We start from the raw sequence: 20,684 nt of genomic DNA, 5'->3' as shown, positions 1-20,684 counted from the left end.
TCTCCCGCGGTAGAGGAAACCGCTCGGCGGCAGGGCGGGTACCGCAGCAAGATAACGCGACATTTCGGACTTTTGGCGCAGGGTTGAGGGTTGACGGCCGGGTGTCAGACCTCGGGGCGCAGCATCGGGGGGTTGAGCAGGGTCGCGCCTCCCGCGCGGAAGAGCTGGGCCGGCCTGCCTCCCTGACGCGTCGTGGTGCCGCCGGAGGGGACCAGGAAGCCGGGCGTGCCCGTCACTTTGCGGTGGAAGTTGCGCGGGTCGAGGGCGACGCCCCACACCGCCTCGTAGACCCGGCGCAGCTCGCCGACCGTGAACTCGGGCGGGCAGAAGGCCGTGGCCAGCGACGAGTACTCGATCTTGGAGCGGGCGCGTTCGACCCCGTCGGCCAGGATCCGCGCGTGGTCGAAGGCGAGCGGCACGGGCTGCTCCTCCTCGCGGCCGAACCCGCCCTCCTGGTCGAGCAGCTCGTCGACCGGTGCCCAGCGGGCACTGTTGGCGTCGCCGCCCGCGCGGGGCGCGGGCAGGTCGGGGGCGAGCACGAGGTGGGCGACGCTGACGACCCTCATGCGGGGGTCCCGCTCGGGCGCTCCGTAGGTGGCGAGCTGTTCCAGATGGGCGCCGTTGCCGGCTTCGGGGAGCGGCGTGCCCGGGTCATGGGCGCACAGGCCCGTCTCCTCGACGAGTTCACGCGCCGCGGCCGCTCCCAGGTCCTCGTCGGGCCGCACGAATCCGCCCGGCAGTGCCCAGCGCCCCTGGAAGGGAGGCTCCCCACGGCGTACGGCCAGTGCGCACAGCGCGTGGCGGCGAACCGTGAGCACCACCAGGTCGACGGTCACGGCGAAAGGCGGATAGGCCGAGGGGTCGTAGGGCGACATGCGACGATCATAGTCGTCTTCCTGACGATAAACAGCTCCCCGGGAGCCCTCCGCGGTCACGTCTTCCTCCGCGCCGGCAGGGCCGGTGCCGGCTGCCTCGACGGGGCGGGCACCGGGGTCACACCCCCAGCTGGAGGCCGGCGGCGGCCTCCTCGACCATGGTCAGACCCAGCCTGTTGACCCGTACGGCGAAGGGGGCGCCCGCGACGCACAGTCCGGCCAGGCGGATGGCTCCCACCGGTGCGCCGCGCATCGGGCGGAGTGCCACCGTGTGCGCCGGTACGTCGGGGCGGACGCCCGCCACCGTGGTGAGCAGGTGGACGCCGGCGGCCGAGGCCACGGCGGCGGGGCGGCAGGCGGCGGGGTGCGGTACGGGCTCGCTGTCGGTCGTCCGCTGGTCGCCCGCGAACATCTCGGGCAGCCGGTACGCGAACGCCTCGGCGGCATCGAGCAGGCCGCGTAAGAGGGACGTCGCCTCCTTCTCGTAGCCCGCGGCGGCCAGGCCGGCGACCGCGACGGCCGTCTCATGGACCCTGACGGCCCCGGAGCGGTGTCCGAAGGGGTTGTGTGCCGGTTCCTTGGCACCAAGGCTGCGCAGACCCCAGCCGGTGTCCATGGCGGGGCTTCCGAGCAGGCGGGCCAGCTGCTCGGTCTGCACCTTGTCGAGCAGGCCGTCGGCGAACCGGCCTTCGCCGAGCAGCCCGGTGTCGAGAAGGTGCGCCGCACCACCGCACAGGTACGGCAGTGGACGGCCCGCGGGGGTGCGAGCGGCGGCGGGACGGCCTCCGGCATGGTCGTCGAGCCAGAACTGGTCCTGGAAGACCTCGCGCAGGGCGCGCGCCCAGTCGCGCCAGTCGTCCGCGCCGGGGCGCCCGCACGCCTCCAGGAGGTCGGCACCGAGGACGGCGGCCCGGTGGGCGTGGGCCTGGGTCTCGGCGCGCTGGAGTCCGGCGGGACCGGGCTCACGCAACAGGCCGTTCTCTCCCGCGGTGGCGCGCAGCCAGTGGAGGCACCGCTCGGCGGCCGGGAGCAGCTCCGCGAGGTCCTGCTCGGGCAGGCCCCACCGCCTTGCCTCGGCCAGCACGACGGGGAAGGCGAGGGTCGCCTCGGCACCGGTGCAGCTGGGCGGCATGTGGGGGCCGGTGTCGCGCAGGGGGCCGGGGATGCGGCCGGCGCCCGGGCCGGGTCCTGGGAGCTGGGTGCGGGCGAGGGTGCGCAGCGTCCCCGCGGCGAGGCGGGTGCCGAGCGGGAGGGCCATGCGGGCGGCCCACAGCGCTTCCGCGGGGGCCGGGCCGCAGCGCCATGGCACGCCCGCCGCCGGATGGAGGCCGTCCGGGTGTGCCGGATCGCGTACCAGCAGGGCCCGCAAGTCGTCCAGGCCCGCCCGGAGGAGCTTCTCGACCCGCGGATCGTCACCCTCGGCGCGGGCCTCGGTGAGGGTATGCCCGCGCGTCCGGCCCACGGGTCGTGTCGGGCGGGGCGGGCGGACCCGTACGTCGATGGCGATGGTGCGGGATGCGCCGGGGCGTAGCTCCAGCTCCCAGCGCAGGAGCCCGGCCGAGGCCAGGGTGTCCTTGGGCGTCGGGTCGGCGGTGACGGTCGCGTGGCCACCGTCGGGTGCCGACCAGCGCAGGCCCGAGTCGTGGACCGTGGCACGCAGCTCGGGGGTGGTCCTGCCGGACGCGACGGCGCCCAGGTCCGCGAGGTCGCTGCCCAGGGAGATCTCGACGGGCAGCCGGAGGGTGCGCCCCAGCGAGCTGCGGAAGGTGATCCGTTCCGTCCCGTCCGCGTCCCGGAGCCGTTCGACGGTGACACCCGGATCGGGGCCGGGATCGGCCGGTGTGCGCACCACCGCGACGAACCGGGCGCGACCGGCGGAGAGGAGCCGGCCCTGCACGGTGACCGGGTCCCGCCCGGCCACGCGCAGGTGGCAGCGTGAGAGGACCCGGCGGCCCGAGTGGTAGACGCCTTCGAGTCCCTGGCCGCCGAGCTGGCCGTGACGAGCGGAGACGGCGAAGGAGGGCAGGGCGACGCAGACGAGGGTGTCGTGCACGGACGGCAGTTCCCACGGGCCCCCCGGGGCCGGAGATGCCGGTCCGGCGGCCGACGGTTGCCGGAGGGGCGGGACGGGGGGCCGGGAGGGGACGGTGAGGTCCATGGGTGGTGTGCTGAGCCTTCTGTGCGCTCCGGACAGCCGCTGGAGGTACGACGGCACGGGTCGGGCGACTCCGCCACAGAAGGGAACGGCGCCACCGGCGTCATGGTCACGGCCGTCATCGTCCGCTCCTGCTCCCACGCCCTCCGCCGCGACGGACCGCGCGGGTCCGGGCGTGGGCCGCGGCTCCGTCCGGCCCCACGGTGCCGCGCGGGGCGGTCGCCGCTCCCCCGGTTGCCGACCGGGCCGTCCGGCGCTTCCTCCGCGCGGCCGGCGGACGCACGCCGGACCCCGGCCGCGCGCCGGACACACTCCGTCCCCGCAACCGCGCCCGCGCGCCGGAGGCGGCCCGCGCCTCGGCGGCGGCCCGCGCGTCGCGTTCGTCGCGGAGACACCGGCGGAGCGACTCGGGGTCGAGGCCCTCGTTGCACGCCTGGTGCAGAAGCCTGGCGAAGACGTACTCCGGGTCGGCTTCCAGGGCGAGTCCCAGTGCCACCCGGGCGCCGGGCTCGTCACCGGTCGACCAGGAGACCCAGCCGGCGAGCGTCAGCGGTGCGGCGGAGTGCTCGACGTAGGCCCCCACGCAGCGGCGGGCCAGTGCGCGCCAGAGTCGCAGGGCGGGTGCGGCCTCGGCCCCCTCCATCCACTCCGCCGCCCGGTCCCGGGTCTCCCGGTCCTGTAGTCCCAGGATGACCGCGGCTGCCTCGTCATGGCTGATCAGTGCGTCGTCCTCAGTGTCGGCCGCCGCCGTGTCCATGATCCGCGGACCGTCCGCGAGGCGCCGCACGAGCTGCTCCGCCAGCCGCACAGTCTCCGTGCGTACCGTCGCGCGCCCCTCGGCGTCGAGGATCCTGGGCACCAGGGCGGCGCCGGTGCGGTCGAGCGCGTGCAGCTGCTCGGCCGCCCCGGCCGCCTCGTACGGCCACGGCCGCAGGCGCTCCTCCATCTCGCGCAGGGATCCGCGCACCTGAATGCCCGCGTACGCGGCTGCCGCCGCCATCACCGACGTACCGGGCAGGGCCAGGGGGTTGCCCTCGGACGGGCAGCAACGGGTGTCGGGGCAGCAGTAGGACCAGAAACGGCCGTCGGAGATGCAGAGCGCCTCGTACACCGGCACGTCGAGAGTGCCGCAGGCCGTGCGCAGCCGCTGGGCGAGCGGACGCAGACGCTCCATGACCCGGCGGCCGGTCTCGCCCTCGGCGGGGTCCTGGCACAGGAAGACGACGATGCCGTCGGGCCGGGAGCCGCGCCGCTCGCAGCCCTCGACGAGACATTCGGCGAGCTGCTCGGCGACGGGCGGCCACTCCCGTGGCGAGCGGGGGATGCCGAGCCTCAGCCGGCCGCCGAAGCGGCCCCGGTCGCCGTGGAGCGCGACCATCACGATCGAGTCGGTCGGGTGATAACCCATCATGTACGGCAGCGCGTCCGCCAGTTCGGCGGGGCCGCGCAGGGTGATCTGCTGCTGGTCGTCGGTGGGCCCGGTGGTGTCGTGGTGCTTGTTCATGGCCACGACGGTCCCGCGAACGCCGCCTGCCGTCGACCCCTGTGGATAACCCACGACCAGCGCCGAACGGTGTTGTCCACAGGCCGGATGGCCCGCTCGCGGGCGGCGCCGCCGACTGGTATACGCGCGCGGCGCGGCGCCGGTGAACCGCTGCTCGGCCGCTGGTTCGCCGGTTGTCGGACCCGTGCTGTTGCATGGAGGCATGGAGCACACGAGCAACGCAGGATCCAGCACTCTTCGCGCAGCCGCCGATGCCGTGCTCGCCCGTCTCGTCGGGGACGGCAGCGGCACGGCCCGGCTGCGGGAGGACCAGTGGCGGGCGATCGAGGCGCTGGTCGCCGACAAGCGCCGAGCGCTGGTCGTGCAGCGCACCGGCTGGGGCAAGTCGGCCGTGTACTTCGTCGCGACCTCGCTGCTGCGGGAGCGGGGCAGCGGTCCGACCGTGATCGTCTCGCCGCTGCTCGCGCTGATGCGCAACCAGGTGGAGGCGGCGGCGCGGGCCGGTATCCGCGCGCGGACGATCAATTCCTCGAACACCGAGGAGTGGGAGACCGTCCAGCAGGAGGTCACCGAGGGCACGGTGGACGTGCTGCTCGTCAGTCCCGAACGGCTCAACAACCCGGACTTCCGCGATCAGGTACTGCCGCGGCTCGCCGCGGCCACCGGCCTGCTGGTGGTCGACGAGGCGCACTGCATCTCCGACTGGGGCCACGACTTCCGGCCCGACTACCGGCGGCTGCGCACCATGCTCGCCGAGCTGCCGCCCGGAGTCCCCGTCCTGGCCACCACCGCCACGGCCAACGCGCGCGTGACGGCGGACGTCGCCGAGCAGCTCGGCACCGGCGCCGGTACGGACGCGCTGGTGCTGCGCGGCCCGCTGGACCGGGAGAGCCTCAGCCTGGGGGTGCTGCGGCTGCCGGACGCGGCGCACCGCCTGGCCTGGCTGGCCGACCACATCGGCGAGCTTCCCGGCTCCGGGATCATCTACACGCTCACGGTCGCCGCCGCCGAGGAGGTGACCACCCATCTGCGCCAGTGCGGCCACACGGTGGCCTCGTACACCGGCCGCACGGAGAACGCGGACCGTCAGCAGGCCGAGGAGGATCTGCTGGCCAACCGGGTCAAGGCACTGGTGGCGACCTCGGCGCTCGGCATGGGCTTCGACAAGCCGGACCTGGGCTTCGTCGTGCATCTGGGTTCCCCCTCCTCCCCCATCGCCTACTACCAGCAGGTGGGCCGCGCGGGACGTGGCGTGGAGCACGCGGAGGTGCTGCTGCTGCCGGGCAAGGAGGACGAGGCGATCTGGCAGTACTTCGCCTCGGTGGCCTTCCCGCCGGAGGAGCAGGTGCGCCGGACCCTCGATGTGCTGGCGCACTCCGACCGGCCGCTGTCCCTGCCCGCCCTGGAACCGTTGGTCGAGCTGCGCCGCACCCGCCTGGAGACGATGCTGAAGGTCCTCGACGTCGACGGTGCGGTGCGCCGGGTGAAGGGTGGCTGGACCGGCACGGGGCAGCCCTGGTCGTACGACTCCGAACGGTACGCGTGGGTGGCGCGTCAGCGGGAGGCGGAGCAGCAGGCGATGCGTGACTACGCGTCGGCGACCACGTGCCGTATGGAGTTCCTGCGGCGGCAGCTGGACGACGAGGAGGCGGCGCCGTGCGGGCGCTGCGACAACTGTTCGGGACCCCGCTTCGACACGAAGGTGTCGGCCGCCGCGCTGGACGCCGCACGCGGTGAGCTGGGCCGGCCCGGTGTGGAGGTGGAGCCGCGCAAGATGTGGCCGACCGGGCTGCCGGCGGCCGGGGTCGACCTCAAGGGCCGTATCCCCGCCGGTGAGCAGTCCCTTCCGGGGCGGGCGCTCGGACGGCTCTCGGACATCGGCTGGGGCAACCGGCTGCGGCCGATGCTGGCGCCGGGTGCCGCCGACGGCCCCGTGCCGGACGACGTGACGGAGGCCGTGGTGCGGGTCCTGGCCGACTGGGCCAAGGGCCCCGGTGGCTGGGCGTCCGGTGCTCCGGACGCGCCGCCTCGGCCCGTGGGGGTCGTCACGGTCGCCTCGCACAGCAGGCCGCGACTGGTGGGCTCGCTGGGACGCCGGATCGCGGAGGTGGGCAGAATGCCGCTGCTCGGCTCCGTCGAGTACGCGCCCGAGGCCGTGGACGCCCGGATCTCCCGGACCAACAGCGCGCAGCGGGTACTCGGTCTGCACCGGGTACTGACCGTTCCGCCCGCGCTGGCCCAGGAGTTGTCCTCGGTCGGTGGCCCCGTGCTGCTGGTGGACGATCTGTCGGACAGTGGCTGGACGCTGGCGGTCGCCGCGCGGCTGCTGCGGCGGGCTGGGGCGGAGGGGGTGTTTCCGCTGGTCCTCGCCGTTCAAGGGTGAGGGGACGCGTCATCCTCGGTCGACTGGGAAGGATATGAGTGTCATACCAGCCCATTCCAGGCGGCAGCGTCAATTGCTCGTTGCCGCTTGCCCGTTCCGCCAGCAAGAATTGGAATCCGCTCCCCGCACGGCACGTTCGCGGTCCGGAAGGGCCGTGCCGGTGCGTCCCTCACTCGACCCTGCCCGCTCTGTGGGCGCGTATGCGAAGGGAGGACCGTGACCTTCGGATTCGCTCCGTCCGCAGCCACCTCGATCAGCACGCCCGCCGACTCCGCCAGCCGCCTCGCCCGAATACTCGAGCCCGCCGAGTGGGCAGCGGCCGGGATCCCGCTGCTGCGCAATCCGCGCGAGGTCGTCAGCGGGCTTCACACCCGCCACCGCCCGACGCCCGCCACCGCTGTCGTCGCCGTCCTCGACCACGAGGAACGGCTCACCGCCAGCGCTTCCTTCGCCCGCCGTGCCGTGCCCGCGGACGGCTGGGAGTTCCGCAACGCCCTGCTGGCGCACCTCCGCAGGGTCGTCCCGCACGACCTGCGGCGCCGCACGCCGGTGCGCACCGCCGTCCTGCTGTACTGCCGTGACGGGGACGAGCGGTGGACGGAGGAGGACGGCGCGTGGATGTGGGGGCTCCGGGACGCCTGCACCCTGCACGGGCTGCGCTGCGGCGCGTACATCACGCTGACCCGTGGCGGCTGGCAGGTGCTGGGCGAGGGGCGCGGCGGCCGGCGCCCGCACTCGGCATCGCCTCCGGGCGATCTGGCGGACGCCTCGGCCGACGAGGTACTCCCGGCTCCGCGCACCGCGAGCGGCGCGGCGGAGCCTTTGCGTCGCACCGCGGCCCGCTGACCCGCCGGGCCGACCGCCCGGCGAGCCGCCCGTCCCGACGACCGGGCGATGACCGGGCGATGACCGGTCGTCGGGTCCCCGCCCGCGGCGGGGCGCGGTGACCGGCGGCCGGACGGTCCGTCAACCGCCGGACCAACGCCCGGGAATGGCCGGCCGATCCGGTGAGCAGCCACGTCCGCCGGTCACCGCGCCCCGCGTGCCCTGCCTCCCGGTGGGCCGGCCACGCCGCCCGGGCTCATGGGGGCGTACGGCCCGGTGGGCCGGGCGGCAGGGATGCGGGACCCGCACGCACGGGCGGCCGCACGCACGGGCCGCACCGCCGGCCGTGCTCGCCGGTCAGCGGCCCGCGGGCCTGCGGGCCCCACGAGCACGGGCCCACGAGCACGGGTCCGGGAGCACGGGCCCACCAGCACGGGCCCACGAGCACGGGTCCGACGGCGCACTCACCGCGTGTACCGTCTGCGCGTACGGCTCAGACTCCGGCGCCGAGCACCGCGTTGATCCGCTGCGGGTCACCGCACACGATCAGCAGGGTGCTCGCCCGGGCCATGGCCGCCGGCAGGGCGCGGGCGGCCTCGTCGTCGTCTCCGCCGTTGACCGCGACGACCACCACCGGCCGCGTCGACGCGCGGTCCACGGCGGCCGCGTCCGCGAAGAACACGTCGTCGCGGGCGTCGTGCTGGGCCCAGTAGGCCGCGTCACCGAAGGACAGCTCGTGGGTGGCCCACGGGTGCTGGTCACCGGTGGTCAGGACCAGGATGTCGCCCGGCGCACGGCCGGTCTCGAGCAGCAGGTCGACCGCTTCTTCGGCGGCGTCGAGCGCGCCGTCCGCGGGAGCGGGGACCAGCTGGATCTGCGGCTGGGCCGACGACGGGGCCCGTGACGCGGAACGCTTCTCCGGCCGGGGTGTCGGGGGCTGCGCCGCACCGGCGTGCTGGCGCGGCGACGCCGGAGGCGTGGGCCGCGCCGGGCCGGGGCCCGGGCGGCCGGGACGCGGCGAGGTCGCGGAACGCGGACCGGGTACGGGTCGGGGGGTCGGCGCGGGGCGGCCGGCGGCCGGAGTGGCGCGGGGACCCTGGGCACTCTCGTGAATCTGAGGCTCCTCGGGGATGAGAGGCATAACTGGATGTCTATCAAACGCCGGTGCGAGTGGCACCGGCGGGTGGCGCATACATGCGATGTGTGCAGAAGACGCACGCACGCGACGTTCGCTCGTGGCCCGCTGTACGGCGGGGCGGTACCGGCTGTTCAGAAATCGAAGCCGAGTTGACCCCCGCTTTCCAGCGCGGCCGCCTCCGCGGAGACACGGACCTTCTTGAGGTGCCGCCACTGGGGCAGAGCGTCGAGGTAGGACCAACTCAGCCTGTGGTGCGGCGTGGGGCCCCACTCCCGGAGCGCCGCCTTGTGCACGGGCGACGGGTATCCGGCGTTGTCCCCGAACCCGAAGACGGCGCACTGGGCGGACTCCGCCTCCAGCTCGGCCATCATCGCGTCCCGCCGCACCTTGGCTATCACCGAGGCGGCGGCGACCGCGATACAGGACTGGTCGCCCTTGATCACGGTACGGACCTGCCATGGACGTCCCAGGTAGTCGTGCTTGCCGTCCAGGATCACCGCGTCAGGGCGCACGGGAAGGGCGTCCAGAGCGCGGATGGCGGCCAACCGCAGCGCGGCGGTCATCCCGAGCTCGTCGATCTCCTCCGGAGAGGCATGCCCGAGGGCGTGCGAGGTGACCCACCGCTCCAGCTCCTCGGCCAGTCCGGCTCGGCGCTTGGGGCTGATGAGCTTGGAATCGGTCAGTCCGTCGGGTGGCCGGCGCAGTCCGGTAACGGCGGCACAGACCGTGACGGGCCCGGCCCACGCTCCGCGTCCGACCTCATCGACTCCGGCGATGATCTTTGCGCCGGTGGTCGCTCTGAGCGAGCGCTCGACGGTGTGGGTGGGTGGTTCGTACGGCATGGCGCCAGACAGGTTACGCCGCCCGGCCCCGCCCGCGATACCCGGATTGCGGTCCTCCCGGCGGGTAGCCTCGCCGACCGCGTAAACGGAATCACCACATGGTCATCCTTCTCCGCCATGCCGACACCGCACCGTTCGCTGACGCACACCTTGGACCGGTAGCCGTCACCACCGGCACGGCGCCGACGGCCATGCCGCCGGTCACGCCGCACCGGACGCCCCTGCTGCTCAATGCACGGCACACACCCTCGGTGACGAGGCGAGCGGCGGACTTGACTCGATGCCCCCGTCAAGGATCACTACCCGGCCGACGAGCCACCACGACATCGCGTTTGCGAATCATCGAACGGAGTGCGGAACCGGCCTTGGAGTAGATGGTTCCGCGTATCTGGAGGCCACCGGTAGAACCCCTCACGGACGCTGACGCGATCGGCGGCCGCTCCTTGATGAGCTGACGGCGTCGAGACGGCGGGTTCGTCGGTCCGGGTGGCGGCCGGCCGCCACCCCGCTCCTCCACCCGCGCCTCCCCGCTGGGCGGTTTCCCCAGGAGCGGTGGATGGCCCGCCGAAGGGCTCGGCTGACGCCACTTCGCAACAGCCGCGCCGGAACGCCGGCCCAGGCCGTTTCCCGGCCGCTGACGCGCTTGACGTCGACGGTCGGAACGGCCCTCGCTGAGCCCGACGTCATGGAGCGGCGGGACGCGCCCGACGTAAGGCGCGTGCGGCTCCCCGGCCATGAGCGCCATTGCGGTCGGTCCAGCGCTGGTCCGTCCCCCGCGCCGGAGGGAGACGGGGAACGGACCTCTGCGGGCGTTCCGTGGGCCGCTAGTAGTCGTAGCGGTCGAACTCGTCGATCTCGTCGATCTCGTCGCGGTACTCGTCGCGCGGTGGTGTGCAGGAGTAGCCCGCGGTGGTCGGAGCGCGCCGGTCGAGGATCTCCTGCGCACGGGTCTCGGCCAGGCTGACCGCGTACCAGGGCGTGCCGTCCCCGGGCAGGTCCCGCGCGATGTTCCGGAGGGCGCACGACCGCAGAGGCTCGGGCAGCCGGTCCAGGGCGGGTACGGCGTCGGCCGAGAGGCCGTCCAGATAGCCGACGTCGATCTTTCCGGTGGTCTCGTAGCGCTGCACGTTCCGCTCGGCGACGATCCCGTCCGGCGACGCCAGGCCGAAGGCGAGGACACCGACCGCCGCGCTCACCGCGATGGCGCGCGGCAGATGCAGCCGGCGCGCGCCCACGACACCGGCCGCCATGATCAGTACGAGGACGAGGCCGAGCCACAGTTCCATGGCGGCCACCGAGACCCGCAGGCGGGTGAGTCCGTACGCGTCGACGTACAGGTCCAACCGGCGCAGGGCGGATGCCACCACCACCAGGGTGAGCAGGCAGAGGGTGCCCAGGACGGCCCGGACCAGCGTGCGGTCGCGGGCGCCGCCACGGGGTGCCCAGCGCAGGGCCAGGCCGATGACGGCGAGCGTGAGCAGAGTGGCCCAGAGGAGCTGCCAGAAACCCTGGCGCGCGTACTCGGCGTAGGTGAGTCCGGTCTTGCTCAGCACCTTCTCGTACCCGCCGAAGAGCACGGCGAGCTGGACGGCGTTGAAGACCGCGAAAAGCAGGTTGAGCACGATGAGCGGCAGTGCCCACTCCAGGCGGGCCCTCGGGCGGCCCGGGCGGGCCGTCAGACGGTCCCATCGCAACGGGGCGGCGGCCGTACGGGCGGCGGCCAGCGCTCCCAGCAGCCCGAGGACGAACAGCAGGGAACGCCAGGGCCCCTCGGTCGCCGACACGTCCGGCGCGAGGGAGCCGATCAGGTCGGCGAAGGCGGCGTCGGCGCCCGCGAAGAGCGCGCCGAACACCACGAGCAGCCCCAGGGCGACCCCAATCGTCCGCACCATGGGGCCCACGCGGCCCTGGGCGCCGCCGGCCCGCTCACGCACTCCGCGCCCGGCCCAGATCAGGCCGGGAACGATCGAGTCGAACAGGCCGAAGGGGCTGCAGAGGATGCCGCGCCAGTTGCGGCTCCCGTGCAGGGCGAGGGACGCGACGCCCAGAGCGGAGACCACGGCGAGGAAGGAGGGCCAGCCCGCGTCGCGGAGGGCGGGTACCACCAGCAGGGCGAGGCCGGCCAGCCCCCAGACCGCGGTCCAGGGCCGGATGCGGCGGCCGGCCGCCGTGGCGGCGAAGTAGGCCGCGAGGCTCGCCGGTACGGCGACCAGCAGCAGGTTCACGCCGAGCCCGTCGCCGAGCAGGAACGCGCTGAGGACCGCGGTGGCCAGGGCCGACCAGAGGACGGCCACCGGTATCGGACCGGGTCGGCCGGGGCGTATGCGCGTCAGCCATGTCCCGGGCGGCGGCGGTGCGGTGGGCCGGTGCGCCGACGAGGCGGCGGCCGGCCGTCCGGTGGGCGCGCTTCCCGCACGGGCGCCGGTGCCGCCGGGGGCAGCGGCCCGCGTGGGCGGGGACGGTGAGGCACCCGGGGCTGCCGAAGCCGGCGGAGCGTCCGAGGGCCGCGAGTCCTCCGATGGCCCGGTGGACGGCTGCGGCTGCGGCTGCGGCTGCGGCTGCGGCTGCAACGGTTGTGGCTCCGACGACTGCGGCGGCTGCGGCGCCGGCGTTTGCTGCGACGGCTGCGGCTGCGGCTCCTGCGGCTGTTCCGCGGACGGCTGGAGTGACGGCTGGAGTGACGGCTGGAGTGACGGCTGCGGCCCGGACGGTGTCGACGACGACTCCGACCCGGCCGTCAGCGGTGCCGACGACGACGTCTGCGACTCGGGCGACGACGACGGTGATGGCGACGGCGACGGCGACGACGGCGTTTCGGACGGCGTGTCTGGCACGGGACCCCCTCCCGGCCGAGGGCCCGCACGCCTCGAAGCGGCAGTGCCGTACGGCCCCGGCGTCTGGTCAGCGCGCACTTGTCATGATCAAAGCGGCGGTGTGGCCGAAAGGGTAGCCCGGAAAGGGTTCTGGTCCCGCGCTGCCTCCGAGCTGTGGCAGGACCGTGACACTGGCGACGGCCGGTGGACCGGCCCCTCCGTCCGGCGCCAGGGCGCCGGCGGCCGGAGCGCCGACGCCGGGGGCGCCGGCGTCAGCGGGCGGCCGGTCCGGCGGGCAGCCACTCGGGCAGCGCCTCCGTACGGTCCAGCCACTCGGCGGGCGGTGCCCCGGCCGCCGTCACGGCCACCACACCCCCGACGATGGCGCACGTCGTGTCGACGTCCCCGCCCACCTGCGCGGTGGTCCAGAACGCCCGCTCGAAGTCGCCGAGGGCGCGGGCGGCGGACCAGAGCGCGAACGGCACGGTGTCGTGCGCACTCGTACGCCGGCCACTGCCGAGCACCGCGGCCACCGTCCCCGCGTCGCCGTAGTCGAGCATGTCGCGGGCACGGCGCAGCCCGGCGCCCACCGCGCTGCGCGGAACCAGCGCGATGACGCCGTCGAGCAGTTCCTCGGGTTTGGGCGGCCCCGCCGGATCGGCCGCGAGGGCGGCGGCGGCCGCGACCGCCATGCAGCCCACGACGGCTTCCCGGTGCTGGTGGGTGGTGTACGAGGAGATCTCGGCCTGGTGCGTCGCCTGCTCCGGATCATCGGCGTACCAGGCGCCCAGGGGGGCGATGCGCATGGCGGCGCCGTTGCCCCAGGAGCCCTGTCCCTTGAACAGGCCGGCGGCCAGTTCGCGCCAGTCGCCGCCCTCCCGGATCAGCCGGAGCATGCGGTTGACCGCAGGCCCGTAACCCCGGTCGAAGTCATGGTGATGAGCGAACGACAGGGCGAGCGCGTCCTGGTCGACGCGGCCGTGCCCGGCGAGGACGGCCAGCACGGAGCAGGCCATCTCCGTGTCGTCGGTCCACTGCCAGGGCTCGGGCGGCAGCTCGCGCCGCCTCAGCAACGGATAGTGGGCGGGAACGAAGAACTGGGAGCCGAGGGCGTCTCCCACGGCCAGCCCGCGCAGGCTGGCCAGGGCGCGTTCGAAGCGCCGCTCGGAGGAGGAATCAGCGGTCATCGCCCTGCCACTCTATCCGGTGGAGCCGTACGACTCGGGGGCTCGCCAGCGCACGAACGGCCGGTCCAGGGCGTACCGCCCGTCCTCCCCGAGAAGGAGCATCCGGGTCTCGCCGTTGCGCGGATTGGCCAGCGACTCGAAGTCGGCGACCGTCCAGTGGAACCAGCGCATGCAGAACAGCCGCATGGTCAGGCCGTGCGTGACCAGCAGGACGTTCGGCGGGTGGTCGGGCGCCTCGAAGCTGCGGTGGAGGCTCTCCAGGAACGCTCCGACCCGGTCGTACACGTCCGCGCCCGACTCGCCCTGGGCGAAACGGTAGAAGAAGTGCCCGTAGGCGTCCCGGTAGGCCTTCTGGAGCCGGACGTCGTCCCTGTCCTGCCAGTTTCCCCAGTCCTGCTCGCGCAGCCGCGGCTCCTCCCTGACCCGTACCAGCGCCGGGTCCAGCCGGAACAGCCGGTAGGTCTCGTGGGTGCGACGGTACGGCGAGATGTAGACGCTCACCCGTTCGTCTCCGAACAGGGCCCGGAGCCGCTCGCCCGCCTCCTCGGCCTGGCGTCGCCCCCGGTCGGTGAGGCCCAGCGCGTGGTCGGGCTCGCGTTCGTACACGGTGTCGTCGGCATTGCCCTCCGATTCGCCGTGCCGTACGAGAACGATGCGCCGCGGTCGTGCCATGCCCCGACCCTAGATCGCCCGTTCCGGTGAGGCCCAGCCGGCCCGGTGCCCGGGCTCCATCCGGCGTACCCGCCGGCCCGTGTCCCCGACCCGGCCCCGGGCCGTCACACCGTCCACGCCGCTTCGAGGTCGACCACGTCCCCCGTCAGCGCCGCCACGTCCGCCTCGATCTGCGCGCGCAGCGCCAGCCGCTCCACCCGCTCCGCGCGGTACTTGCCGTGCTCGGCCGCCGACCGCCACATCGACAGGACGAGGAACTCGTGGCCCGGCGCCTCTCCGAACAGTCCGCGCAGCATCCCCGGCGAACCGGCCATCGCCGGGTTCCACACCTTCTCCTGCATCAGCGCGTAGTGCTCGACCCGCTCCTCGCGGATCCTGCTGTGCGCGACCCGGACGACATCGGCGTCCGTGAAGCGGGGCTCGAACCCCGTCTTCACGTCGAACCGGTGCTCGAACAGCTTGACCTGCATGTCCTTGTACGTGCCCGACTGCGCGGCCGCCAGCCGGTCGTGCGAGCGCGCCATGAACGAGTCGTAGAAGGGCCGGCTCTCCCAGAAGGAGAAAACATGCGCGACACCGGGCCGGCTCCGGCTCCAGCCGCCCCCCTGCCCACGGAAACCCGGCTCACCCGGCAGCCCCGCCCACTTCCGCTGCCCCCGCTCGAACCCACGACGGTCCACCACGGTGCAGCGAATCCACTTGACCAGCACCGCGCCATCGTACGGGGCCGGGCGACGCCCCGGTCCCGGTCTCGCGCACCGCACCGCACCGCACCCCACCGCCGCCGCGCCCGCGTCCCAGCGGCCGCGTCCGCCCCTCACCCGCACCCGCACCCGCACCCGCACCCGCACCCGAATGGGCTGTCGGCGGCGGTACAGACACCCGACTCCTCGAATCCGGGGAACGCGTCCTCGTCGCGGGCGCCGGGGGCGGCTTCGACATCTACGCGGGGCTCCCGCTGGCCCTTTCGCTGCGCCACCAGGGCAAGGAGGTCCACCTCGCGAACCTGGCCTTCAGCGCGGTCGAGGGACTTCCCCTGGATTCCTGGCCGGCGCCCGACGTCTCCGTCGTCACCCCCGACTCGGCGCCGCACCAGACCTACTTCCCCGAGCGCACCCTCGCACGATGGCTCGCGCTGCACGGGCTCCCCAGCACCGTCCACGCCTTCGCCCGCGTCGGGGTGCAGCCGCTGCGTGCGGCGTACCGGGCGCTGATCGAGCACTACGCCATCGACGCGGTCGTGCTCGTGGACGGCGGGACCGACATCCTCATGCGGGGCGACGAAGCAGGGCTCGGCACCCCGGAGGAGGACCTGACCAGCGTCGCCGCGCTCGCCGGCCTGGAGGTGCCGGAGCGTCTCATCGCCTCGATCGGCTTCGGGGTCGACGCGTACCACGGGGTCAGCCACGGCCTGGTCCTGGAGAACATCACCGCCCTGGAGAGGGGGGCGCCTATCTGGGTGCCTTCTCCGTGTCGCGCGCGACACGTGAGGGTGCTCTTTTCGTGGACGCGGTCGCCCACGCCCAGCGTCACACGCCGGACTTCTCGAGCATCGTCAACGGTTCCATAGCGGCCTTCCGGGACGAGCTCCCCCGGCAGCGCCCCTCACGCCGGATCCCGCACTGACCGCGCGTGACACCATGGGCAAGCAGTCGTGTGCCACGGGCAGTTGGCCCAGCCCGTACGAGAGAGGGGAATCCCGTGAGCAGTGCCAACAAGGGGGTCGGCAAGGTCGAGGTGACACTCAAGTGGGATCCGAGCGCCGCCGGGGCCCCCGACCGTGATCTCGACATCATCGCCGCCGTCTACCGGGTCGAGGAGCCCCATGGCGCGCCCGCCTACCTGGTGCACTTCGGCAGCCGTTCCCCGGACGGGACCATCACCCTCCAGAGGGAGAGCAGCACCGGCCAGGGCTTCGGTTTCGACGAGGCCATGACGCTGGAGCTGAACCGCTTGTCGCCGGCCTACGCGCGCGTGATGGTGGGCGTGGCCATACAGCAGGGCGGCGGCCGCACGACGTTCGGCGACATCGCCAACGCCCTGGTCCTCGTGAAGGAGGGCTACCAGGAGCTGGACCGCTACGACTTCTCCGACCTCGGCGACGCCACCGCCGTGACCGTCGTCGAGTTCCGCCGCGACGACACGGGGGGATGGGGCTGGCGCCGCGCCGTCCGGGGCTTCGACGCCGACCCGCAGGCCTTCACCGAGCTGATGGGCGCCGAGCCCGCCTGACCCGGCCCGGACACACGGAACGGGAGAACCGGATCTTCCGGCTCTCCCGTTCCGCGCGTTTCGTCAGTCGTCGGCCGACAGCGGGCCCACCGTCAGCACGTCGGCCGTCAGCTGCATCCGCTGGTCGAGCCGCAGCCCTCGCAGATGTAGCACGATCCGGCCCGCTGCATCTTCGTACCGCACGAGAAGCACAGCGGCGCGTCCGCGCTGATGCCCAGCTGCATCTCGACGAGCTCCGCCGAGGTGTGCGGCTTCGGGGCGGGGGCCTCCGCCGTCGCGGCGGCCGCGACCGCCTTCGGGGCCTCCTGCTGACGCGGGGCGGACTGGGCCAGGCCCTCGACGTCCACCTCGACATCGTCGACGGACTGCTCGTACGAGCCGGTCTCCAGGTGGCGCTGGCGCTCCTCGGCCGAGTGGATGCCGAGCGCCGAGCGCGTCTCGAAGGGCAGGAAGTCCAGCGCCAGGCGGCGGAAGATGTAGTCGACGATCGACTGCGCCATCCGCACGTCCGGGTCGTCCGTCATACCGGCCGGCTCGAAGCGCATGTTGGTGAACTTGGAGACGTACGTCTCCAGCGGCACGCCGTACTGGAGGCCGACCGAGACGGCGATCGAGAACGCGTCCATCATGCCCGCGAGCGTCGAGCCCTGCTTCGACATCTTCAGGAAGACCTCGCCGAGACCGTCGTCCGGGTAGGAGTTGGCGGTCATGTAGCCCTCGGCGCCGCCCACCGTGAAGGAGGTGGTGATGCCGGGACGGCCCTTGGGGAGGCGCTTGCGCACGGGCCGGTACTCGACGACCTTCTCGACCGCCGCGCGGATGGTCTCCTCGGCCTTCTCCGTGACCTCGGCCTTCTCCTGCTCCTTCTTCTTGGCGGAGAGGGGCTGGCCGACCTTGCAGTTGTCGCGGTAGATGGCGAGCGCCTTGACGCCCATCTTCCAGGCCTCGAAGTACACCTCCTCGACGTCCTCCACGGTGGCCGTCTCGGGGAGGTTGACCGTCTTGGAGAGCGCGCCGGAGATCCAGGGCTGGATGGCGGCCATCATGCGGACGTGACCCATCGCGGAGATGGACCGCTCGCCCATGGCGCAGTCGAAGACCTCGTAGTGCTCCTGCTTGAGGCTGGGCGCGTCGATCACATTGCCGTGGTCGGCGATGTGGGCGACGATCGCCTCGATCTGCTCCTCCTGGTAGCCGAGGCGACGCAGCGCCTGCGGCACGGTGCCGTTGACGATCTGCATCGAGCCGCCGCCGACGAGCTTCTTGAACTTGACCAGCGCGAGATCCGGCTCCAGGCCGGTGGTGTCGCAGGACATCGCCAGGCCGATGGTGCCGGTCGGGGCGATGACCGAGGCCTGGGCGTTGCGGAAGCCGTTCTTCTCGCCGAGGCGGATCACGTCCTGCCAGGCCTCCGTGGCGGCGGCCCAGATCGGCGTGTCCAGGTCGTCCATGCGGACGGCCTTCGCGTTGGCGTCGGAGTGCTGCTTCATGACGCGCTTGTGCGGCTCGGCGTTGCGGGCGTAGCCGTCGTACGGGCCGACGACCGCGGCCAGCTCGGCGGAGCGCCGGTAGGAGGTGCCCGTCATCAGCGACGTGATGGCGCCGGCGAGCGCACGGCCGCCGTCGGAGTCATAGGCGTGGCCCGTGGCCATCAGGAGGGCGCCGAGGTTGGCGTACCCGATGCCCAGCTGGCGGAAGGCGCGGGTGTTCTCACCGATCTTCTGGGTCGGGAAGTCCGCGAAGCAGATCGAGATGTCCATCGCGGTGATGACCAGCTCGACGACCTTGGCGAAGCGCACCGAGTCGAACGACTGGTTGCCCTTGCCGTCGTCCTTGAGGAACTTCATCAGGTTCAGCGAGGCCAGGTTGCACGAGGTGTTGTCCAGGTGCATGTACTCGCTGCACGGGTTCGAGCCGTTGATCCGGCCGGACTCCGGGCACGTGTGCCAGTGGTTGATGGTGTCGTCGTACTGGATGCCCGGGTCGGCGCAGGCCCAGGCGGCCTCGGCCATCTTGCGGAAGAGCCCCTTGGCGTCGACCTCCTCGATGACCTCACCGGTCATACGGGCGCGCAGGCCGAACTTGCTGCCGGACTCCACCGCCCGCATGAACGCGTCGTTCACGCGGACCGAGTTGTTGGCGTTCTGGTACTGGACGGACGTGATGTCGTCGCCGCCCAGGTCCATGTCGAAGCCCGCGTCGCGCAGGGCGCGGATCTTCTCCTCCTCCTTGACCTTGGTCTCGATGAAGTCCTCGATGTCGGGGTGGTCGACGTCGAGGATGACCATCTTGGCGGCGCGGCGGGTGGCGCCACCGGACTTGATCGTTCCGGCGGAGGCGTCGGCACCGCGCATGAAGGAGACCGGACCGGAGGCGTTGCCGCCGGAGGAGAGCAGCTCCTTGGAGGAGCGGATACGGGAGAGGTTCAGGCCGGCACCGGAGCCACCCTTGAAGATCATGCCCTCTTCCTTGTACCAGTCGAGGATCGACTCCATGGAGTCGTCGACGGACAGGATGAAGCAGGCGGAGACCTGCTGGGGCTGCGGCGTGCCGACGTTGAACCACACCGGGGAGTTGAAGCTGAAGATCTGGTGCAGGAGGGCGTAGGCCAGTTCGTGCTCGAAGATCTCGGCGTCGGCGGGCGAGGCGAAGTAGTTGTAGTCCTCACCGGCCTTGCGGTACGTCTTCACGATCCGGTCGATCAGCTGCTTCAGACCGGTCTCGCGCTGCGGGGTGCCGACGGCCCCGCGGAAGTACTTGCTGGTGACGATGTTGACCGCGTTCACCGACCAGAAGTCGGGGAACTCGACGCCACGCTGCTCGAAATTGACCGAGCCGTCGCGCCAGTTGGTCATGACGACGTCACGACGCTCCCACACGACCTCGTCGTACGGATGCACGCCGGGGGTGGTGTGGATGCGCTCGATACGCAGACCCTTGTTCACCTTGGTCCCCTTGGTACGGGACCCACGCGCCGGGCCGCTCGCCGTCTCTGTCATGCCGCCTCCCATATACGGGCAAAAACACCCTGAAGTGCCCAGATCTTCCCAAGGCACGGTTTCTGTCTGTTGTCACGGGCACCACGCACAGCACCCCTGACACGTCAATGTGCCGCTCAGCGGCTGATCGCCGGCCCCACGCCGGACCGGACGATCAGTCGGCGGCAGCCGCGGGGACCGGGACCTCGCGGGTCGCGCCGGTCCCGCCGTCCTCCACGGGGGGCCGCCGCTCGCGGAGCTCCGCGATGGCGGCCTCGAAGTCTTCGAGTGAGTCGAACGCCCGGTACACGGACGCGAAGCGCAGGTACGCGACGAGGTCGAGCTCCCGCAGCGGACCGAGTATGGCGAGTCCGACGTCGTGTGTGGTCAGCTCCGCGCTGCCGGTGGCGCGCACCGCCTCCTCGACCCGCTGGCCGAGCTGGGCGAGGGCGTCCTCGGTGACCGGCCGCCCCTGGCACGCCTTGCGCACTCCGGAGATGACCTTGGTGCGACTGAAGGGCTCGGTGACCCCGCTGCGCTTGATCACCATGAGCGACGCGGTCTCCACCGTGGTGAAACGGCGCGAGCAGTCGGGGCACTGGCGGCGGCGGCGGATGGCCGTCCCGTCGTCGGTGGTGCGACTGTCGACGACACGACTGTCGGGGTGCCTGCAGAAGGGGCAATGCATCGTCCAACCCTCCTTCACAGCACGACTGAATAGCCTCGTCGGGGCCGGTGAGGGCCCCTCGAAGCAGCCACAAGCATAGGCGATGGCCACACCCCCGACGGACCCGGGGACCACAACTTGTGGGCGGCCGAGCCAATCCAACCACTAGATCTGGGGTCGAGCCGCCTTTTCGACACACAGCGCGTGTCGCGCGTCGCGGCATCGGGGATCGCTCCAGAGCCTACGGGAGGGGCGCGGCGCCACGGATTCCGGGGGGTCCGCGGCGACCCGGCCGGAGGCGGTCGGGAGGCCGCCCCGGAGTCGCCCCGGCAGGGCCGTGCGGGCCCCTGGAGGCCGTCGGCGACCGGCCCTCGAGGGGCCGCGCGGAGCCCATGGAGGTCACCTGGGGGCGT

The 20,684-nt window shown here is 72.9% G+C and carries 14 protein-coding genes and 1 pseudogene; 4 read left to right on the top strand and 11 right to left on the bottom strand.

All coding sequences use genetic code 11. The annotated features are described in order from the left end of the window. Positions 1-104: 104 nt before the first annotated feature. The 3 genes from ABD347_RS09395 to ABD347_RS09385 all read right to left on the bottom strand — a co-directional run bounded on the left by ABD347_RS09395 (position 105) and on the right by ABD347_RS09385 (position 4,534). Positions 105-875 carry an NUDIX hydrolase gene (locus ABD347_RS09395; protein ID WP_344358894.1) on the bottom strand — a complete coding sequence of 257 codons (771 nt, stop codon included), beginning with the start codon at positions 873-875 and terminating at the stop codon, positions 105-107. A gap of 118 nt (positions 876-993) precedes the next feature. Continuing rightward, on the bottom strand, positions 994-3,033 hold the full coding sequence (locus ABD347_RS09390; RefSeq protein WP_344358892.1) for a glycogen debranching N-terminal domain-containing protein: 2,040 nt from the start codon (positions 3,031-3,033) through the stop codon (positions 994-996). 115 nt (positions 3,034-3,148) lie between these two features. Then, positions 3,149-4,534: a DUF4192 domain-containing protein gene (locus tag ABD347_RS09385; protein WP_344358889.1), complete on the bottom strand. Its 1,386-nt coding sequence runs from the start codon at positions 4,532-4,534 to the stop codon at positions 3,149-3,151. 202 nt (positions 4,535-4,736) lie between these two features. Here ABD347_RS09385 and ABD347_RS09380 point away from each other — a divergent pair, with 202 nt between their 5' ends. Both ABD347_RS09380 and ABD347_RS09375 read left to right on the top strand, forming a co-directional pair. Further along, positions 4,737-6,917 carry a RecQ family ATP-dependent DNA helicase gene (locus tag ABD347_RS09380; RefSeq protein ID WP_344358887.1) on the top strand — a complete coding sequence of 727 codons (2,181 nt, stop codon included), beginning with the start codon at positions 4,737-4,739 and terminating at the stop codon, positions 6,915-6,917. Between the two features lie 216 nt (positions 6,918-7,133). Then, positions 7,134-7,763, top strand: a complete 630-nt coding sequence (locus ABD347_RS09375) for a hypothetical protein (protein ID WP_344358885.1) — start codon at positions 7,134-7,136, stop codon at positions 7,761-7,763. 472 nt (positions 7,764-8,235) lie between these two features. Here the strand turns inward: ABD347_RS09375 and ABD347_RS09370 are convergent, their stop codons facing one another. The 6 genes from ABD347_RS09370 to ABD347_RS09345 all read right to left on the bottom strand — a co-directional run bounded on the left by ABD347_RS09370 (position 8,236) and on the right by ABD347_RS09345 (position 15,104). Next, on the bottom strand, positions 8,236-8,883 hold the full coding sequence (locus tag ABD347_RS09370) for a hypothetical protein (protein WP_344358883.1): 648 nt from the start codon (positions 8,881-8,883) through the stop codon (positions 8,236-8,238). A 128-nt stretch (positions 8,884-9,011) separates the two neighbouring features. Beyond that, the gene (locus ABD347_RS09365) at positions 9,012-9,722 is read right to left on the bottom strand and encodes a ribonuclease HII (RefSeq protein ID WP_344358881.1); all 711 of its coding nucleotides are present in this window, start codon (positions 9,720-9,722) and stop codon (positions 9,012-9,014) included. An 824-nt stretch (positions 9,723-10,546) separates the two neighbouring features. Beyond that, positions 10,547-12,292, bottom strand: coding sequence for a DUF4153 domain-containing protein (locus ABD347_RS09360; protein ID WP_425575609.1), 1,746 nt, complete (start codon positions 12,290-12,292; stop codon positions 10,547-10,549). Between the two features lie 515 nt (positions 12,293-12,807). Then, on the bottom strand, positions 12,808-13,722 hold the full coding sequence (locus tag ABD347_RS09355) for an ADP-ribosylglycohydrolase family protein (protein WP_344358879.1): 915 nt from the start codon (positions 13,720-13,722) through the stop codon (positions 12,808-12,810). Positions 13,723-13,734: 12 nt separating this feature from the next. Further along, positions 13,735-14,394 (bottom strand): histidine phosphatase family protein, encoded by a 660-nt coding sequence (locus ABD347_RS09350; RefSeq protein ID WP_344358877.1) that lies wholly within the window; start codon positions 14,392-14,394, stop codon positions 13,735-13,737. A gap of 104 nt (positions 14,395-14,498) precedes the next feature. Beyond that, positions 14,499-15,104: a YdbC family protein gene (locus ABD347_RS09345; protein WP_344358874.1), complete on the bottom strand. Its 606-nt coding sequence runs from the start codon at positions 15,102-15,104 to the stop codon at positions 14,499-14,501. 230 nt (positions 15,105-15,334) lie between these two features. Between ABD347_RS09345 and ABD347_RS09340 the strand changes: the two are divergent. Both ABD347_RS09340 and ABD347_RS09335 read left to right on the top strand, forming a co-directional pair. Continuing rightward, positions 15,335-15,969 (top strand): annotated as a pseudogene (locus ABD347_RS09340) (DUF1152 domain-containing protein); the annotation flags it as partial. Positions 15,970-16,095: 126 nt separating this feature from the next. Then, a complete protein-coding gene (locus tag ABD347_RS09335; protein ID WP_344358872.1) occupies positions 16,096-16,626 on the top strand; it encodes a TerD family protein in 531 nt (176 codons plus the stop codon). Positions 16,627-16,733: 107 nt separating this feature from the next. Here ABD347_RS09335 and ABD347_RS09330 read toward each other — a convergent pair whose 3' ends face one another. Together ABD347_RS09330 and nrdR are read right to left on the bottom strand one after the other, a co-directional pair. Next, entirely contained in the window at positions 16,734-19,625 is a 2,892-nt protein-coding gene (locus ABD347_RS09330) for a vitamin B12-dependent ribonucleotide reductase (RefSeq protein ID WP_344358869.1), read from the bottom strand. A 154-nt stretch (positions 19,626-19,779) separates the two neighbouring features. Beyond that, entirely contained in the window at positions 19,780-20,292 is a 513-nt protein-coding gene (gene nrdR / locus ABD347_RS09325) for a transcriptional regulator NrdR (protein WP_344358866.1), read from the bottom strand. Positions 20,293-20,684: the final 392 nt, after the last annotated feature.

The sequence above is a fragment of the Streptomyces gobitricini genome, from assembly GCF_039532985.1.
Taxonomy (GTDB): domain Bacteria; phylum Actinomycetota; class Actinomycetes; order Streptomycetales; family Streptomycetaceae; genus Streptomyces; species Streptomyces gobitricini.
The sequence above is the reverse complement of the archived record's forward strand: the minus strand, read 5'-3'. Positions and strand labels throughout refer to the sequence as shown.

Excerpts from the sequence above, each read along its gene's own strand:
- ABD347_RS09350 (WP_344358877.1), bottom strand. The coding sequence starts at position 14,394 with ATGGCACGACCGCGGCGCATCGTTCTCGTACGGCACGGCGAATCGGAG.
- ABD347_RS09380 (WP_344358887.1), top strand. The coding sequence starts at position 4,737 with ATGGAGCACACGAGCAACGCAGGATCCAGCACTCTTCGCGCAGCCGCC.
- ABD347_RS09395 (WP_344358894.1), bottom strand. The coding sequence starts at position 875 with ATGTCGCCCTACGACCCCTCGGCCTATCCGCCTTTCGCCGTGACCGTC.
- ABD347_RS09365 (WP_344358881.1), bottom strand. The coding sequence starts at position 9,722 with ATGCCGTACGAACCACCCACCCACACCGTCGAGCGCTCGCTCAGAGCG.
- ABD347_RS09385 (WP_344358889.1), bottom strand. The coding sequence starts at position 4,534 with ATGAACAAGCACCACGACACCACCGGGCCCACCGACGACCAGCAGCAG.
- nrdR (WP_344358866.1), bottom strand. The coding sequence starts at position 20,292 with ATGCATTGCCCCTTCTGCAGGCACCCCGACAGTCGTGTCGTCGACAGT.
- ABD347_RS09355 (WP_344358879.1), bottom strand. The coding sequence starts at position 13,722 with ATGACCGCTGATTCCTCCTCCGAGCGGCGCTTCGAACGCGCCCTGGCC.
- ABD347_RS09390 (WP_344358892.1), bottom strand. The coding sequence starts at position 3,033 with ATGGACCTCACCGTCCCCTCCCGGCCCCCCGTCCCGCCCCTCCGGCAA.
- ABD347_RS09330 (WP_344358869.1), bottom strand. The coding sequence starts at position 19,625 with ATGACAGAGACGGCGAGCGGCCCGGCGCGTGGGTCCCGTACCAAGGGG.
- ABD347_RS09370 (WP_344358883.1), bottom strand. The coding sequence starts at position 8,883 with ATGCCTCTCATCCCCGAGGAGCCTCAGATTCACGAGAGTGCCCAGGGT.